At 59.8% G+C, this 15,393-nt stretch carries 17 protein-coding genes; 13 read left to right on the top strand and 4 right to left on the bottom strand.

All coding sequences use genetic code 11. From position 1 onward, the window contains the following. The first annotated feature begins 12 nt into the window (after nucleotides 1–12). Nucleotides 13–1,476, top strand: a complete 1,464-nt coding sequence (locus ACN9MZ_RS00900) for a glutamate synthase subunit beta (RefSeq protein ID WP_426340471.1) — start codon at nucleotides 13–15, stop codon at nucleotides 1,474–1,476. A gap of 99 nt (nucleotides 1,477–1,575) precedes the next feature. Here the strand turns inward: ACN9MZ_RS00900 and ACN9MZ_RS00895 are convergent, their stop codons facing one another. After that, entirely contained in the window at nucleotides 1,576–2,649 is a 1,074-nt protein-coding gene (locus ACN9MZ_RS00895) for a DUF3592 domain-containing protein (protein ID WP_426340470.1), read from the bottom strand. A gap of 159 nt (nucleotides 2,650–2,808) precedes the next feature. Here ACN9MZ_RS00895 and ACN9MZ_RS00890 point away from each other — a divergent pair, with 159 nt between their 5' ends. Further along, the gene (locus ACN9MZ_RS00890) at nucleotides 2,809–4,236 is read left to right on the top strand and encodes a pectate lyase family protein (RefSeq protein WP_426340469.1); all 1,428 of its coding nucleotides are present in this window, start codon (nucleotides 2,809–2,811) and stop codon (nucleotides 4,234–4,236) included. A 92-nt stretch (nucleotides 4,237–4,328) separates the two neighbouring features. Then, nucleotides 4,329–4,604, top strand: coding sequence for a hypothetical protein (locus ACN9MZ_RS00885; protein ID WP_426340468.1), 276 nt, complete (start codon nucleotides 4,329–4,331; stop codon nucleotides 4,602–4,604). Nucleotides 4,605–4,763: 159 nt separating this feature from the next. Here the strand turns inward: ACN9MZ_RS00885 and ACN9MZ_RS00880 are convergent, their stop codons facing one another. Genes ACN9MZ_RS00880 through ACN9MZ_RS00870 form a run of 3 tightly spaced genes read right to left on the bottom strand, consistent with a single transcriptional unit; the run spans nucleotide 4,764 to nucleotide 7,991 of the window. Continuing rightward, nucleotides 4,764–5,129: a DUF4337 family protein gene (locus tag ACN9MZ_RS00880; protein WP_426340467.1), complete on the bottom strand. Its 366-nt coding sequence runs from the start codon at nucleotides 5,127–5,129 to the stop codon at nucleotides 4,764–4,766. Between the two features lie 27 nt (nucleotides 5,130–5,156). Next, complete coding sequence (locus ACN9MZ_RS00875; protein WP_426340466.1) at nucleotides 5,157–5,660, bottom strand: hypothetical protein; 504 nt, start codon at nucleotides 5,658–5,660, stop codon at nucleotides 5,157–5,159. Nucleotides 5,661–5,675: 15 nt separating this feature from the next. After that, the gene (locus ACN9MZ_RS00870) at nucleotides 5,676–7,991 is read right to left on the bottom strand and encodes a TonB-dependent receptor (RefSeq protein ID WP_426340465.1); all 2,316 of its coding nucleotides are present in this window, start codon (nucleotides 7,989–7,991) and stop codon (nucleotides 5,676–5,678) included. A gap of 229 nt (nucleotides 7,992–8,220) precedes the next feature. Here ACN9MZ_RS00870 and ACN9MZ_RS00865 point away from each other — a divergent pair, with 229 nt between their 5' ends. The 10 genes from ACN9MZ_RS00865 (at nucleotide 8,221) to murA (ending at nucleotide 15,388) form a co-directional block, all read left to right on the top strand. After that, complete coding sequence (locus ACN9MZ_RS00865) at nucleotides 8,221–9,024, top strand: ABC transporter ATP-binding protein (protein WP_426340464.1); 804 nt, start codon at nucleotides 8,221–8,223, stop codon at nucleotides 9,022–9,024. Continuing rightward, the gene (mlaE, locus tag ACN9MZ_RS00860) at nucleotides 9,021–9,803 is read left to right on the top strand and encodes a lipid asymmetry maintenance ABC transporter permease subunit MlaE (RefSeq protein WP_090435822.1); all 783 of its coding nucleotides are present in this window, start codon (nucleotides 9,021–9,023) and stop codon (nucleotides 9,801–9,803) included. Before ACN9MZ_RS00865 ends, mlaE begins: the two co-directional genes overlap by 4 nt. An 11-nt stretch (nucleotides 9,804–9,814) precedes the next feature. Continuing rightward, on the top strand, nucleotides 9,815–10,285 hold the full coding sequence (mlaD, locus tag ACN9MZ_RS00855) for an outer membrane lipid asymmetry maintenance protein MlaD (RefSeq protein ID WP_426340463.1): 471 nt from the start codon (nucleotides 9,815–9,817) through the stop codon (nucleotides 10,283–10,285). Beyond that, nucleotides 10,282–11,058: an MlaA family lipoprotein gene (locus ACN9MZ_RS00850; protein WP_426340462.1), complete on the top strand. Its 777-nt coding sequence runs from the start codon at nucleotides 10,282–10,284 to the stop codon at nucleotides 11,056–11,058. The genes mlaD and ACN9MZ_RS00850 overlap by 4 nt, the downstream gene beginning before the upstream one ends. 32 nt (nucleotides 11,059–11,090) lie before the next feature. Next, complete coding sequence (locus ACN9MZ_RS00845) at nucleotides 11,091–11,735, top strand: MlaC/ttg2D family ABC transporter substrate-binding protein (RefSeq protein WP_426340461.1); 645 nt, start codon at nucleotides 11,091–11,093, stop codon at nucleotides 11,733–11,735. A 3-nt stretch (nucleotides 11,736–11,738) separates the two neighbouring features. Next, nucleotides 11,739–12,035 carry an STAS domain-containing protein gene (locus ACN9MZ_RS00840; RefSeq protein WP_426340460.1) on the top strand — a complete coding sequence of 99 codons (297 nt, stop codon included), beginning with the start codon at nucleotides 11,739–11,741 and terminating at the stop codon, nucleotides 12,033–12,035. A gap of 176 nt (nucleotides 12,036–12,211) precedes the next feature. Next, complete coding sequence (locus tag ACN9MZ_RS00835) at nucleotides 12,212–13,117, top strand: ABC transporter ATP-binding protein (RefSeq protein WP_426340459.1); 906 nt, start codon at nucleotides 12,212–12,214, stop codon at nucleotides 13,115–13,117. Next, nucleotides 13,114–13,875, top strand: a complete 762-nt coding sequence (locus tag ACN9MZ_RS00830) for an ABC transporter permease (RefSeq protein ID WP_155455822.1) — start codon at nucleotides 13,114–13,116, stop codon at nucleotides 13,873–13,875. The genes ACN9MZ_RS00835 and ACN9MZ_RS00830 overlap by 4 nt, the downstream gene beginning before the upstream one ends. An 18-nt stretch (nucleotides 13,876–13,893) precedes the next feature. Then, nucleotides 13,894–14,130: a BolA family protein gene (locus ACN9MZ_RS00825; RefSeq protein ID WP_055938984.1), complete on the top strand. Its 237-nt coding sequence runs from the start codon at nucleotides 13,894–13,896 to the stop codon at nucleotides 14,128–14,130. A 7-nt stretch (nucleotides 14,131–14,137) separates the two neighbouring features. Next, nucleotides 14,138–15,388, top strand: a complete 1,251-nt coding sequence (gene murA, locus ACN9MZ_RS00820) for a UDP-N-acetylglucosamine 1-carboxyvinyltransferase (RefSeq protein WP_426340458.1) — start codon at nucleotides 14,138–14,140, stop codon at nucleotides 15,386–15,388. Nucleotides 15,389–15,393: the final 5 nt, after the last annotated feature.

Genomic DNA, 15,393 nt, shown 5'->3' with positions numbered 1-15,393 from the left:
AGGATCAGAAAAATGGGTAAGATCACCGGTTTCATGGAATTCCAGCGCCAGGAAGAAGGCTACCTGGCACCCGAGGCTCGCCTCAAGAACTACAAAGAATTCGTCATCCACCTGACCAACGACCAGGCCAAGGTGCAGGGCGCGCGCTGCATGGATTGCGGCATCCCGTTCTGCAACTCGGGCTGCCCGGTCAACAACATCATCCCGGACTGGAATGACCTGGTTTATCGCGGCCACTACCGCGAAGCGCTGAACACGCTGCACTCGACCAACAACTTCCCGGAGTTCACGGGCCGTATCTGTCCGGCGCCGTGCGAGAGCGCCTGTACCCTGGGCATTCACGAGCTGCCGGTCGGCATCAAGTCGATCGAGCACAAGATCATCGACGAAGGCTGGGAGCACGGCTGGGTCGTGCCGCAGCCGGCCGAAGTCAAGACCGGCAAGAAGGTTGCCGTGGTCGGCTCGGGTCCTGCGGGCCTGGCTGCTGCGCAGCAGCTGGCGCGCGCCGGCCATGACGTGACCGTGTTCGAGAAGGCCGACCGTATCGGCGGCCTGCTGCGCTACGGCATCCCTGACTTCAAGATGGAGAAGCACCACATCGACCGCCGCGTCGAGCAAATGGAAGCAGAAGGCGTAAAGTTCCGCACCTCCGTCCTGATCGGCAAGGACTTCCCTGCCGCCGTGGCCAACAGCGCCAAGGAAACCATCTTCCCTGAAGACCTGGAAAAGGATTTCGACGCCGTGGTGATGGCCGGCGGCGCCGAAGCCCCGCGCGACTTGCCAGTGCCAGGCCGCGAACTGAAAGGCGTCCACTTCGCGATGGACTTCCTGCCGCAGCAGAACAAGGTCAATGCCGGCGACAAGGTCAAGGACCAGATCAAGGCCACCGGCAAGCACGTGGTCGTGATCGGCGGCGGCGATACCGGTTCCGACTGCGTCGGCACCTCGAACCGCCACGGCGCTGCCAGCGTCACCCAGTTCGAACTGATGCCGATGCCGCCGGAGCAGGAAAACAAGCCGCTGGTATGGCCGTACTGGCCGACCAAGCTGCGCACCTCCTCTTCGCACGAAGAAGGCTGCGAACGTGACTGGGCCGTCGCCACCAAGCGCCTTGAAGGGAAGAACGGCAAGGTTGAAAAGCTGATCGCCTGCCGCGTCGAATGGAAAGACGGCAAGATGACCGAAGTGCCGAACTCGGAATTCGAAATGAAGGCCGACCTGGTGCTGCTGGCCATGGGCTTCGTCTCGCCGGTGCAGCAGGTGCTGGACGCTTTCGGTGTCGACAAGGACGCACGCGGCAACGCCCGCGCTGCAACTGAAGGCGACAACAGCTACAAGACCAGCAAGCCCGGCGTGTTCGCAGCAGGCGACATGCGCCGCGGCCAGTCGCTGGTGGTATGGGCGATCCGCGAAGGCCGTCAGTGCGCCCGCGCTGTCGACGAGTACCTGATGGGCAGTTCCGTCCTGCCGCGTTAATCCCGCCTCACGTCAAGCGCACAGCCCTGTGCGCTTGACGATGTTTTCCATGAGCGTAGACCGGCACCACGCATTGATTGTGAAGGTGTTTGGCGGGACCTAGCGGCTGCGTGGCAAATGGAACGAATAGTTCGCGCCCGCCAGCTCAAGCACGAGTTCAAGCTGTTCCCCCATGCGCTCGCGTGGTGGACCGGCCACGAAATCCAGGACTTTGGTGCCGCGGGCTACCGGCCCGTCCTGCAAGCAATGTTCCCAAATCTTGATCGGCTTATTCTGGCTGCTTCTGGCGCTCTTCACTAATCGAAGGCTGATGCTGACATGATGCATCAGCTCAAGTGGCGGCGACCGCTGCCCGATCGCCGGGCTGAAATGGATGGACCCACGCAGCGGCGAAAGGCCGGTAATTTCGAGAACGGGCCGTCCAGCTAACCATCGATTCCGAAACTGCATCCAGGTGAGCAGGATGAGACCCAGGCCAGCGATTGGGAACAGAAACGCTATCGCCGCCAGAGAAAGGCCGTTTGCGCGAATGTGTCCCAGCGCGATTGTGGCGAAAGGCCAGCTAAAGGAGTTCCAGGCCAGCGCAAAGACAAAAAGCAGCGCTGTGCCGTCTGCCCCTTTGATCAGCATTGGCCGCCCTTCCCGGAGCCGGTCAGCCATCGTCTTGTTGCGCCCGGGGCGCCACAGATTAAAGATGTAGCCCCAGGCCGCCAGCCCGAAGCCGTTGAACAGCAGCGCAAATGGCAGGCTCCAGACAGTTGTCTCCCAATCCAGCGTACGGTTGAAAACGGCGCGCTCGGGGCGGCTGGGATCTACCCAGATGTCGACCAGGGACTGTCGCTGCTGAGAATTCTTTAACTCATCGTACAACTTGTCCTGGGAGCCCCGGTGAAGTTCCGGGGTGTCATAGAAGCTGGCCTGTCCGCCAACGAATTGGCGGCCTTCGAAAGTGTAGCGGAAGGAGGCCTTGGTCCGATACGTCGCGATTCTTTTCCTGCTGAGATGCTCGACCCGTTCCAATGATTCGACCTGGGCCGGTACTGCCACGGAAGTGCGGGAACGCCACCAATTCTCTCCGTGTTCATAGAGCGGCTTCACGCCGGCAACAAAGCCGAGGAGCGGAAAAAGGATCGCGAAAGCCAACGCGACAAGAGTCAAAGGCAGCCTGTCCATTTCGAAAGTATAGCTGGAGCCACACTTTCGTAGTTGTCCAATGGAAATATTTTTGCGTAACTGGTGGTAATGTTATAGGATGTCTGATGACATGGATTATTTGAACAAGGTTGTCCCACATGTCAATTCCCTCAACAACTTTTCGGAGATATCTAGGCTATGAAGAAAAGCTTCATTTGCGGCGCCCTGATGTTGATCTATTCCGCCGGCTCATTCGCGGCCGACTGGCCCAGTGGCTATTCCAAATGCGCTGACCAGGACGGTACCTGCAAGGTCGGCACCAGCAGTCGACAGGTTTCCTATGGCATCAAGGACAAATGGGTCGTCAAGACGCTCGCTGGCGACATCCTGTGCGCTACCAGCACGTTTGGCAGCGATCCTTATCCAGGCGTGACCAAGAAGTGCGCCGTGGGGCCACTGTCCAGCACCACGCCAACGCCGACCCCGACGCCAACCCCGGACCCAACCCCTGCACCAGCGCCGGCAGCTAACGCCACCAAGGAAGCCGCACCTTCCACTGGTTGGGCAGGTCAAGGTGGCGGCACCACCGGCGGCGCCGCGGCACCGGCATCGGCCATCTACCTGGTCAATACTGGGTCGCAACTGGTCGCTGCCCTGAAAGCGCAAGGCAACAATCCGAAGATCATCAAGCTGCAGGGCACCATCAACATGGCCGCGGCCGACAATGGCGGTCCATTCACCAGCGCCACCGACGAAGGACTGCGCCTGCAGATCAAACCAGGCAGCAACACTACCCTGATCGGTGTCGGCAATGACGCTCGCCTGGTGAACGGCAACATCGTGCTGAACGGTGTGCAGAACGTCATTGTGCGCAACCTCACGATTCAGAACCCCTGCTCGCTCTACCCGGTCTGGGATCCGAACGACGGCAGCAGCGGCAACTGGAACTCGGAATACGATGGCATCACCATCTCGAACTCGCGCAACGTGTGGGTCGACCACAACGTCTTCACCGACGGCTCGATCACGGACGACAAGCTGCCAGTCGAAAACGGCAAGGTCAAGCAATGTCACGACGGCGCGCTGGATGTGAAGAACGGCTCAGACTACGTGACCGTGTCGAACAACCGCTTCGAGCTGCACCAGAAGAACAACTTGATCGGTTCTTCTGACAGCAAGACCACTGACGACGGCCACTTGACCGTAACCTTTCACAATAACCACTTCCTGAATGTTGCGGAACGTGGACCTCGCGTACGGTTCGGCAAGGTACACCTGTATAACAATTACTTCGAGGGCTCCCGTTCGCACCCGGTCTACCCGAACCACTACAGCATCGGTGTCGCCTACAAGGCCAAGATTATTTCGCAGAACAACGCGTTTGACATCGCCGGCGCCACGAGCTGCCCGCAAGTCGTGACCAACCCTGGCTCCTCCAGCAAGACTGGCGCGATCACGGATGCCGGTTCGCTGTTGAACGGCGCAGCACTCAACCTCTCGACCAAATGCAGCTTCAGCAACCAGGTCGGCTGGAGTGTGCCGTATTCGGTCTCTCCATTGGCCGCGTCGGCCGTTAAGGCATCGGTCTTAAGTAATGCAGGCACTGGCAAGATCACGGTGAACTGATCTTCGCACCCGTCAAGCGTACAGCCCAGTGCGCTTGACGATCTGCCTCATGAGCGTAAACTCGGTGCATGCATTTCAAAGCGAGGCAGCTGATGAATGGCGATCCCACGCGTAAGCCGAATGGTGACGTTGAAAACCGAGCGGTGCGGCTCGAAGTTTTCACTGAAAACCAGTCAGAAATGTTAAGCCAGCTCAGGGACGATGCACGAGAGAACTTTCGCGACTTTCGGGCGGAGGCAAGGGAGAATTTCCGCGATGTTCGGGCGGAGATTCGCGGTGTTCGCGTCGAAATTCGCATCCTCACAGGCATGCTATATACCGTCGTGCTGGGGGTGGTCGCAATCCTGGCTAAGGTCTATGGCGCATAACTTCGCTTGACGGCTAACCAGGACCAGGTGACGCCTGCTTGGCAATTAGTGGCTGTATTGACGGCATGCGGGCAATCAGCGTCATCTCAAGGCCGAACGACTTTGCCAATTCGATAGTTTCATTGGCAGAAATCTCGAAAACTCGCCGATTAGCAGGAGCTAGGCCGTGCCTGATCGACATGACGAGGACCGCGGCAGATTTGAGTAAGGGCACAATGTTGGACATTGCCAGCCTTCTGCCAGATTGATATAGCCGGCAATGGCCTCGTCATATGCGGCCTGTTCGCTCGCCGGTCGCCCGGCCTTGGCCAGCTTGAGCTGAACGATGGTCGAGTTGGCGACTTCTTCGCGGATGTTGCGGGCCTGGTAGAAGGACCAGTGATCCACCTTATTGGCCTGGGCTTGTTGCATGGCCTGGTTGATGTTGTCGTCCTTGACCTTGCAGATGCCCATGAAGGTGGCAAGAATCGCCACCACCACCGCTACGCGCATGCTGAGGGAATTGTCGTCGTCTTTTTCGGCCATGATGTACTGCCTTGGTTCCCTATCAGGTTAGCGACGGGTGTCGTTATCGCGACAGCTCAAAGTTGCGTATCGTCCTTTGCGCAGCGCCGTCTTGTTTCGCACGCCGCGCAACCCTTCCTTGACGCTTACGTTGTCATCAATTGAGCACATGTTAGCTTTGGCGAATTTTTCCAGGTTGTGTGAGCTACCATTGAGCCTGACCGTGACGCCAGCTCCCGGATTGACACAGCAGCCAATAAACTTCGACATGTATTCCTCTTCGATGACGACGAGGTCATGTCCCATGAAAGAAGCCGGTTTCATCACCTGATAGTAATCGGTGTAGTCCCAGCGATCGTTTGGCCGCTTGTTCACGACTCCTTCACGCATATACGCTTGAATGGCTTTGCCGGAGTCTCGGGTACGTTCGGTAGTGCCGGGTTTAAGGCGAAGCGCGTTCGCCAGGCCCTCTTCCAGTTCACGATCGCTAGCAGCGGATGCAAGTGCTGCATGGGCCGCTAGAAAAAATAACAGCAAGATCCGTTTGTACATAGCGCCATCTCTCCTTTAGAACTTTGCAGCGATGCTCATGCCGATGCTGCGCGGCGCCAGGCGGTAGCCTTGCACGATCGAGGCGACTTGTGGGTGTTGGATCACCTTGTCTTCGTCGAAGGCGTTCTTCACGAATGCGGTCAACTGGTAGCGTTCAATCGAAATGCCGGCGCTGAAGTTAGCCGTGTGGTACGAAGGACGCTCGTAGTCGGTCTGCTCGGGGTTGAGCGAGCCTTTGCTTGGACCGACCCACTGCACCCCGCCCATCACAAATGCACTACGGCCGCCGGCGGTCGAGAAGTTGTACTGCGCGGTGACGGTGCCGTTGTACTTCGGCACGCCCTGCACTTGCGCGCCTTTGACTGCGCCGACTACGCCGTTTGCGATGCCGTCGTCGTTCGACAGTTCAGCCTTTACGTAGCCGCCGGCCGCACTCAGGGTCAGGCCGGCCATCGGCTTGGCCTTGACGTCGAATTCGAAGCCCTTGCTGGTGGCGTTGCCGGCATTGGCGTTGTACGAGTAGGCGCAGGTCGGCAGGTACACGCCTTGCTGGATGTTTTTCCACTTCACGTAGAACACGTCGGCGTTGACGGCGACGCGACCTTGCATGAAGCGCGATTTGCTGCCGACCTCGTAGCTCCACAGGCTGTCCGAGGCATAGGTTGGCGGGCCTGCAGTCAGGCCGTTTTCTTCCAGGTCCGGGCCGCAGGTGGTTGGCGGCACGAATACATTGGAGCCGCCGAGACGGAAGCCTTTGGCGACAGAGCCGTAGATGGTGTGGTCAGGCGAAGCTTCCCAGGTCACCGCGTATTTCGGGGTGAAGGCATGCGAAGATAGATTGGTGGTGCTGTTGTTGCCTGCTCCGGCCAGATAGAGGCTGTTGCGCTGGGCAAGTGCGGACTTGCCCTTCAGGTAGCGCGCGCCAATGGTGGCGTGCAGCGCCGGCGAGAAGTAGTAATTCACTTCGCCGAAGATTGAGTGCTGTTTTTCGCGGTAGTGGAATTCGCCGGCGAAGGAATTATCGTTCGGGAAGGCGCCGGGATATGAGTCCGGCAGCAACTCAGGATCGGCGCTGGAGAAGCCAAACCTGGTGAAGGTGTCGTTGACGCCGAAGATCGGGTCGTTCTCATTCAGGTTGGTGTGCTGGTTGGAGAAGTAGTAGCCAGCCAGCCATGTTACCGGCGAGCCGCCTGCCGCATAAGGCTTGGAGGCCAGGCGGAATTCTTGCGAAATCTGGCGCACTGCGTTATTCAGGTACACCGCCGACGGCAGGCCGGCAATCGCCTCGATCAGTTCCGGCGGCGCCTTGCCGCCATCGTCGGTCGATGTCAGGAAAGTCGACAGCGAGTAGCTGTTGTAGGCGGAGCCGTTCTGGGTGCGGTCGAACTTGCGCTGGAAGTAGCTGGTGCTGGAAGTCAGGTCAGCCCCACCCAGGTCCCAGTTGACTGCCAGGTTCGGCGTCAACAGCTTGTCGATGGATGGTTCGCGCACCTGCTTTTGCGCTTGGTAGGGCGGGCGGTCCAGGTTGAAGGCGGCGATATCCTTGGCATCCACGCGCTGGTAGTAGATGGATGGCGTGACAGTCAGGTCGCGGGTCGGCGCCCATTTCAGCGCAACGCGAAGCTCCTGGTCGTTGATCTTGTTGATATCGCTGGCCAGTACCTTGCCATCGCCATCGACCTGGTCGATGAAACCACCGGAGCGCTGGGCTTGTGCGCCGATGCGCAGCGCCAGTTCGTTGTCGATGAGCGGAAAGTTGCCGACCACATTGGTGGAGTAGCCCGGGCTGCCGCCTTTGGTGGACGAGGCTTCGGCGTAGGCCGTGACTTCGCGCTCCTTCAGGTCCGGTTCGTTCGGCACGAACTTGATGGTACCGCCCATCGAACTGGCGCCGTACAGCGTGGCTTGCGGACCGCGCAGCACTTCGACGCGGTCAATGTCGAAGAACTTCGGCTCCACCGTCCCCATGGTGTACAGGTTGCCGACGGTGAGCGACACGTCGCCGAGGTAAATGCCGACGGTGGCCTGGCCGGCTGCGGAACTGATGCCGCGAATTTCGATATTGGAAGTTCCTGGACCGGCGCCGCCATTGCCGGTGGCGGCGGTGAAGGAAATATTCGGCACTGCCCGCGTCAGGTCGGTGAAATCGTCCACCTGCTGCGACAGCAGGGACGAACCGCTGATGGCGGAAATACTCATTGCCACCTTGTTCGGGTCTTCCTTGCGCTTTTGCGCAGTCACGGTAACAACTTCGATCTTGTTGCTATCCGCCCAGGCCTGGGCCGAGATAGCCGCCAGGGAGCACGCAAGGACCGTCCGACGAATTTTCATGCCTTTTTTCCTATGAATGAGCCAAAGTTATTAAAATAGCAGGAATTTGCTGCTTCGCAGCACTGGACACCAGTCAACAAGCGTTTCAATTTGTAAATTGCTGACTTTCCGGTTATTAGTGTTGTAAAATTTGCCTCTTTAGCTGTGCCACCTGGGCCGCTACGGCGCGCCAAGCAGAGATAAGCGTTTCTGAATTACAATGTGGCCTCAAGAACAAAGAGCGACATCCGTGTCAAATTTAGTCGAAATCCGGGACTTACACTTCAGCTATGGAAAACGGGCCATCCTGTCCGGCCTCCATATGGACTTTCCTCGAGGGAAGGTCGTCGCTGTCATGGGTGGTTCCGGCAGCGGAAAAACCACTGTCCTGCGCCTGGTCGGCGGCCAGATCCGCCCGCAAAAAGGTACCGTCAGCGTGGAGGGCCAGGTCGTTCACCAGTTGAAGACCAAGGAACTGTACGTGCTGCGCCGCAAAATGGGCATGCTGTTCCAGCACGGCGCGCTGTTTACCGACCTGACCGTGTATGAAAACGTGGCTTTCCCCCTGCGCGAACATACCGACCTGCCGGAAGAACTGATCCGCGACCTGGTGCTGATGAAGCTGCATTCGGTCGGCCTGCGCAATGCCGCCAAGCTGAAACCGGGCGAAATTTCCGGCGGCATGGCGCGCCGTGTGGCGCTGGCGCGCTCGATTGCGCTCGACCCTCAGTTGATCATGTACGACGAGCCGTTCGCCGGCCTCGACCCGATCTCGATGGGCGTGACCGCCAACCTCATCCGCAACCTGAACGATGCGCTCGGTTCGACCACGATTCTGGTTTCGCACGACGTCAAAGAGTCGTTCATGATCGCTGACTATGTGTATTTCCTGTCGCAAGGCAAGATCGTTGCCCACGGCACTCCGGCAGACATGATGGTTTCGACTGATCCTTACGTGAAGCAATTCGTGCACGCGGAAGCGGATGGCCCGGTGCCATTCCACTATCCGGGCAAATCGCTGGCCGAAGACCTGGGCCTGGGAGCACGCAAATGATGCGCCGTTTCCTGCTGAGCGTGGGTGGTGGCGCACGCGACTATGTGGAAAGCATCGGCCTTTCCGCACGTACTTTCTTCACGATGCTGGGGCTGTCGCCTGGCCTGCTGCGCCGTCCGCGCCTGCTGGTCGAGCAGCTGCACGTGATCGGTAACTATTCGCTGCTGATCATTATTCTGTCCGGCCTGTTCGTCGGCATGGTGCTGGGTCTGCAGGGCTATTACACCCTCAACAAATACGGCGCTTCCGAATCGCTGGGCTTGCTGGTGGCGCTGGGCCTGACCCGCGAACTGGGACCGGTCATCACGGCCCTGCTGTTTGCCGGCCGCGCCGGCACTTCGCTGACCGCGGAAATCGGCCTGATGAAGGCGGGCGAACAGTTGTCGGCCATGGAAATGATGGCCGTGAACCCGATCCAGCGCGTGCTGGCGCCGCGTTTCTGGGCTGGCGTAATTTCAGTTCCGCTGCTGACAGGCATGTTCAGTGCGGTCGGTATCCTCGGCGGTTACCTGATCGGCGTTGGCTTGATCGGTGTCGACGAGGGGGCGTTCTGGTCGCAGATGCAGGGCGGCGTGGACGTGTGGAAAGATGTGTTCAATGGATTCGTGAAAAGTGTGGTGTTCGGCGTAGCCATCACTTATATCGCGCTGTACCAGGGCTATGAAGCCCAGCCTACCCCGGAAGACGTTTCCGGTGCGACGACGCGCACTGTGGTCATCTCTTCGCTGATGATCTGGTGGCTCGACTTCATGCTGACGGCGCTGATGTTCAGTAAATAAGGAATAAATGTATGCAACGTAAATCTCTCGACGTTTGGGTTGGTCTGTTCATCGTGATGGGCGCTGCCGCCCTCATGTTCCTGGCACTCAAGGCCGGCAACCTTGGCTCGATGACCATGGGCAAGACCTACCAGGTGACCGCCCGTTTCGACAACATCGGCTCGCTGCGCCCGCAGGCTGCCGTCAAGGCGTCCGGCGTGGTGGTTGGCCGTGTAGCGTCGGTCGGTTTTGACGACAAGGTGTATAAAGCCGTGGTGACGCTGGATATGGAAGAGGGCTTCAAGTTTCCTAAAGACAGCTCGGCCAAGATCCTGACCGCCGGCCTGCTGGGCGAGCAGTACATCGGCATCGAAGCCGGTGGCGACGAGAAAAACTTGGTGGCCGGCGACCGTATCGCCCGCACCCAGTCCGCAACCGTGCTGGAAGACCTGATCAACCAGTTCATCTATAGCAAGGCAGCCGAAGGAAAGGACTCCCAATGAGCAAATTCCGTACACTCGCCCTGAGCCTGGCCGTCGTCGGCACGCTGGGCGGCTGCGCCGGCCCGAACCCGCGCGATCCGTTCGAAGGCTATAACCGTGCCGTGTTCAACTTCAACGACAAGGTGGACGAGTACGCGCTGAAGCCGACCGCCACCGTCTACAAGAACGTCACCCCGGGCTTCTTCCAGACTGGCGTGAGCAATTTCTTCGGCAACCTGGCTGACGTCTGGACCGCCGCCAACAACCTGCTGCAAGGCAAGGTTGGCGATGGCATGTCGGACTTGATGCGCGTGGCATTCAACTCGACCTTTGGCCTGCTGGGCGTGCTCGATATTGCTTCCGAAGCAGGTTTGCAAAAACATAAAGAAGACTTTGGCCAGACGCTGGGCTCCTGGGGCGTGCCGTCCGGCCCTTACCTGATGCTGCCGCTGCTGGGCCCGTCCACCGTGCGCGATACGGCCGCCCTGCCGGTGGATATCAGCGCCGATCCATGGCAATACAAAGATCCTGTCAACGTGCGCAACATCGGCACCGTTACCCGTGTTGTGGATCAGCGTGCAGCTCTGCTGGACGCCTCCACGCTGCTGGAAGATGCCGCCCTCGACCGTTACGAGTTCATCCGCGACGGTTGGATGCAGCGCCGTAACAGCCAGGTTTACGATGGCGAAGACGGTCCGAAGGACAAGCAGAAGCAGCCTGAAGTGGAGGACGAGGCTCCAAAGCAGCCTCAGGCTATAATGCCGGAACCGGCTGAAACCAAACCCAGCCTGTGATCCGGAACACAACCCTACATAGGTAAAGAACAATGAAATTGATCAAACAACTGATCGCGGTCGCAACCGTAGCTTTCGCTACCAGCGCATTTGCCGCTCCTGCTCCTGCCAATGAAGCGCCGGACGCGCTGGTCAAGCGCATCAGCTCCGAAGTGTTGGAAACCGCCAAGTCCGACAAGGACATCCAGGCCGGCAACCAGAAGAAAGTCATGGACCTGGTGGAAACCAAGATCCTGCCTTACGTCGACTTCCAGCGCATGACCTCGCTGGCTGCCGGCCGCTACTGGCGTGAAGCTACCCCGGACCAGCAAAAGCAACTGGCTGCTGAATTCCGCACCCTGCTGATCTTCACCTACTCGGGCGCCCTGTCCCAGGTGAAAGACCAGACCGTCGATTTCAAGCCTATGCGTTCGTCCCCAGGCGACACCGAAGTGGAAGTGCGTTCCCAGGTGAACCAGCAGCGCGGCGAACCGATCCAGCTGAACTATCGCGTCGCCAAGACCGATGCCGGCTGGAAGATCTATGACATCAATGTGCTGGGCGCCTGGCTGGTGGAAGCCTACAAAGGCACTTTCGCTTCGGAAATCTCGAAGGGCGGCGTCGACGGCCTGATCAAGACCCTGTCCGAAAAGAACAAGAAGCTGGCTGCCAAGCCGCTGAAGACTGCAGGTAAATAAATAATGCCTGATACCACTGTTTCCAATCAGCTGTCGCTGAAGTCGCTGACCGTGGCCAACGCCACGGAGGCACTGGCGCACGGTTTGGCTGCGCTGCGCGCCGGCCAGACCGTGTTCGACTTGAGCCAGATGGAAGCCGTGGACTCCGCTGCCGTGTCAGTCATGCTGGCATGGCAGCGCGCTGCCGCCCAAAGCGGCATAAAGCTGGAACTGCGCAACCTGCCAGGACAGCTCCAGAGCTTGACCAAGCTCTACGGCGTGTGCACGCTCGTGTCGCCCGCCGACCTGCATCATCATTGACCCCCGCCTTCCCCCGCCGTATCTAGTCCTGCGCCTGTCTGCACCTGACACCGGCAAGTAAATACGGGTTCAGCGAGCCCGAACCAAAATTCCAATATAATTGACCGTCTACCGCGCCTGATGAGCGCGCGCCTTTACAACGGTCATCGTTGTCCCAGTTATCTATACAAGTAAGCATGACAGCAATCGAAATCAGCAACGTCCAGAAGCGCTACAAGGCGCTGCAGGCACTTGGCGGCGTGTCCCTGAAAATCGAGGAAGGCGAGTTCTTTGGCTTGCTGGGGCCGAACGGGGCCGGCAAGACGACCCTGATCTCCATCATTGCCGGCCTGATCCGCGCCGATGCCGGCAGCGTCAAGATCCACGGCCATGACGTGGTGTCCGATTTCCGCGCAGCGCGGCGCAAACTGGGCGTGGTGCCGCAGGAACTGGTATTCGATCCCTTCTTCACCGTGCGCGAAACGCTGCGCCTGCAGTCCGGCTACTTCGGCCTGGGCAGCAACGACAAATGGATCGACGAGGTGATGGAGGAGCTGGGGCTGGCCAACAAGGCCGACACCAATATGCGCGCCCTGTCGGGCGGCATGAAGCGCCGCGTGCTGGTGGCCCAGGCGCTGGTGCACAAGCCGCCCGTCATCGTGCTGGACGAACCGACCGCCGGCGTCGACGTGGAACTGCGCCAGACCCTGTGGCAGTTCATCACCCGCCTCAATCGCGAGGGCCACACCATCGTGCTGACCACGCACTACCTGGAAGAAGCGCAGGCCATGTGCAAGCGCGTCGCCATGCTCAAGCTGGGCAAGGTGGTGGCGCTGGACACCATGTCGCAGCTGATCCGCCGCATCTCCGGCTCGCAGCTGGTGCTGCACCTGCCGCACAACTCCCTGCCAGAAGAGCTGCAGCCCTTGTTGAACCATCCGCCGGAAGACAACAAGTACAGCCTGCGCATCAACGATTACGCGGAAGTGGAAGGCATCCTCGCGCGCTTGCGCCAGGGCGGCATCAGCATCGACGAGATGCAGCTGCAGCAGGCCGACCTGGAAGACATCTTCCTGCAAATCATGGACGAGAACATCGTATGATCACCACCGGTTTCCGCACCCTGGTCTATAAAGAGACGCTGCGCTTCTACAAGGTCGCGACGCAGACGATCGCCGCGCCGATCCTGACCGCCATGCTGTACCTGCTGATTTTCGGGCACGTGCTGTCGGGCCGCGTCGAGGTGTATCCGGGCGTGACCTATACCGCCTTCCTGATCCCGGGCCTGGTGATGATGAGCGTATTGCAGAATTCCTTTGCGAATTCTTCGTCTTCGCTGATCCAGTCCAAGATCACGGGCAACCTGGTGTTCGTGCTGCTCACGCCTTTGTCGCACTGGGAGATCTTCTCCGCCTACGTGCTGGCCTCGATGGTGCGCGGCATTACCGTGGGCTTTGGCGTGTTCGCGATTACCGCCTGGTTCGCGCACCTGAGCTTCACCGCGCCGCTGTGGATCCTGGTGTTCGCCCTGCTCGGCGCGGCCATCCTCGGCACCATGGGCTTGATCGCCGGTATCTGGGCCGAGAAATTCGACCAGTTGGCCGCCTTCCAGAATTTCCTGATCGTGCCGCTGACCTTCCTGGCCGGCGTGTTCTACTCGATCCATTCGCTGCCGCCATTCTGGCTGGCCGTATCGCACGCGAACCCGTTCTTCTACATGATCGACGGCTTCCGCTACGGCTTCTTCGGGCAGTCCGACGTGAACCCATGGATCAGCGTTGCCATCGTCTCCGCCTTCCTGGTGGTGCTGGCGCTGCTCGCTATCAAACTCCTGCGCAGCGGCTACCGCTTGCGCCACTGATTTATTGAGGAATTCAAAGTGACCACAACTCCAGAAGCAATCCACAGCTACATCGCTGCCGGCCTCGAATGCACCCACCTGCAAGTGGAAGGCGACGGCCAGCACTTCCAGGCCGTGATCGTGTCGCCTGCCTTCGCCGGCAAGCGGCTGATCCAGCGCCACCAGCTGGTGTATGCCGCGCTGGGCGACCGCATGCGCGAAGAGATCCACGCCCTGTCGATGAAAACCCTGACCCCAGAAGAATTCCAAGGATAAGAACAATATGGACAAACTGCTCATCACCGGCGGCAAGCGCCTGGTCGGCGACATCAAGATTTCCGGCGCCAAGAACGCTGCCCTGCCTATCCTGTGTGCGGGCCTGCTGACCGCGGGCGACCTGGAACTGACCAATGTGCCGCTGCTGCACGACGTGGCGACCATGCTCAAGCTGCTGCGCCAGACCGGCCTGGCGGTTGAGCAGGACGGCGAGAAGGTGACGCTGAACGGTTCGAAGATCGACAAATGCGAAGCGCCGTATGAGCTGGTGAAGACGATGCGCGCATCGATCCTGGTCCTGGGCCCGCTGCTGGCCCGCTTCGGCGAAGCCAAGGTGTCGTTGCCGGGCGGCTGCGCGATCGGTTCGCGCCCTGTCGACCAGCACATCAAGGGCTTGCAGGCGATGGGCGCCGAGATCACGATCGACGGCGGCTATATCTACGCCAAGTGCAAGAAGCTGAAAGGCGCGCGCATCGTGACCGACATGATCACCGTGACTGGTACCGAGAACCTGCTGATGGCGGCCACCCTGGCCGAAGGCGAGACCGTGCTGGAAAACGCCGCGCGCGAGCCTGAGGTGACCGACCTGGCCCACCTGCTGGTGGCCATGGGCGCCAAGATCGAAGGCATCGGCACCGACCGCCTGGTGATCCAGGGCGTGCAGGAACTGCACGGCGCCAAGCATGACGTGATCTCCGACCGTATCGAAGCGGCGACCTTCCTGTGTGCGGTGGCGGCTGCGGGGGGCGACATCACTATCCGCAATACGCGCACCGACATCTTCGACGTGGCGCTGGACAAGCTGCGCGAGATGGGCGTCGAGCTGACCGTGGGCGACAACTGGATCCGCGCGAAAATGGACCAGCGTCCGAAGCCGGTCTCCTTCCGTACCACCGAATACCCGGGCTTCCCGACCGACATGCAGGCGCAGTTCATGGCGGTGAACCTGATCGCCAGCGGCAGCAGCAAGGTGACCGAAACGATTTTCGAGAACCGCTTCATGCATGTGCAGGAAATGAACCGCCTCGGCTCGAAGATTTCCATCGACGGCAACACCGCCTACATCGACGGCGTCGAGCAGCTGATCGGCGCGCCCGTGATGGCGACTGACTTGCGCGCATCGGCCTCGCTGGTGATCGCCGGCCTGGCAGCCAAAGGCGAAACCCTGGTGGACCGCATCTACCACCTGGACCGCGGCTATGACCGCATGGAAGTGAAGCTGTCCGCTGTCGGCGCCAATATCACCCGCATCAAATAATCATC

Source organism: Pseudoduganella sp. S-14 (genome assembly GCF_049913285.1).
GTDB lineage: Bacteria > Pseudomonadota > Gammaproteobacteria > Burkholderiales > Burkholderiaceae_D > Rugamonas.
This window is presented reverse-complemented; position numbering and strand designations above follow the sequence as displayed.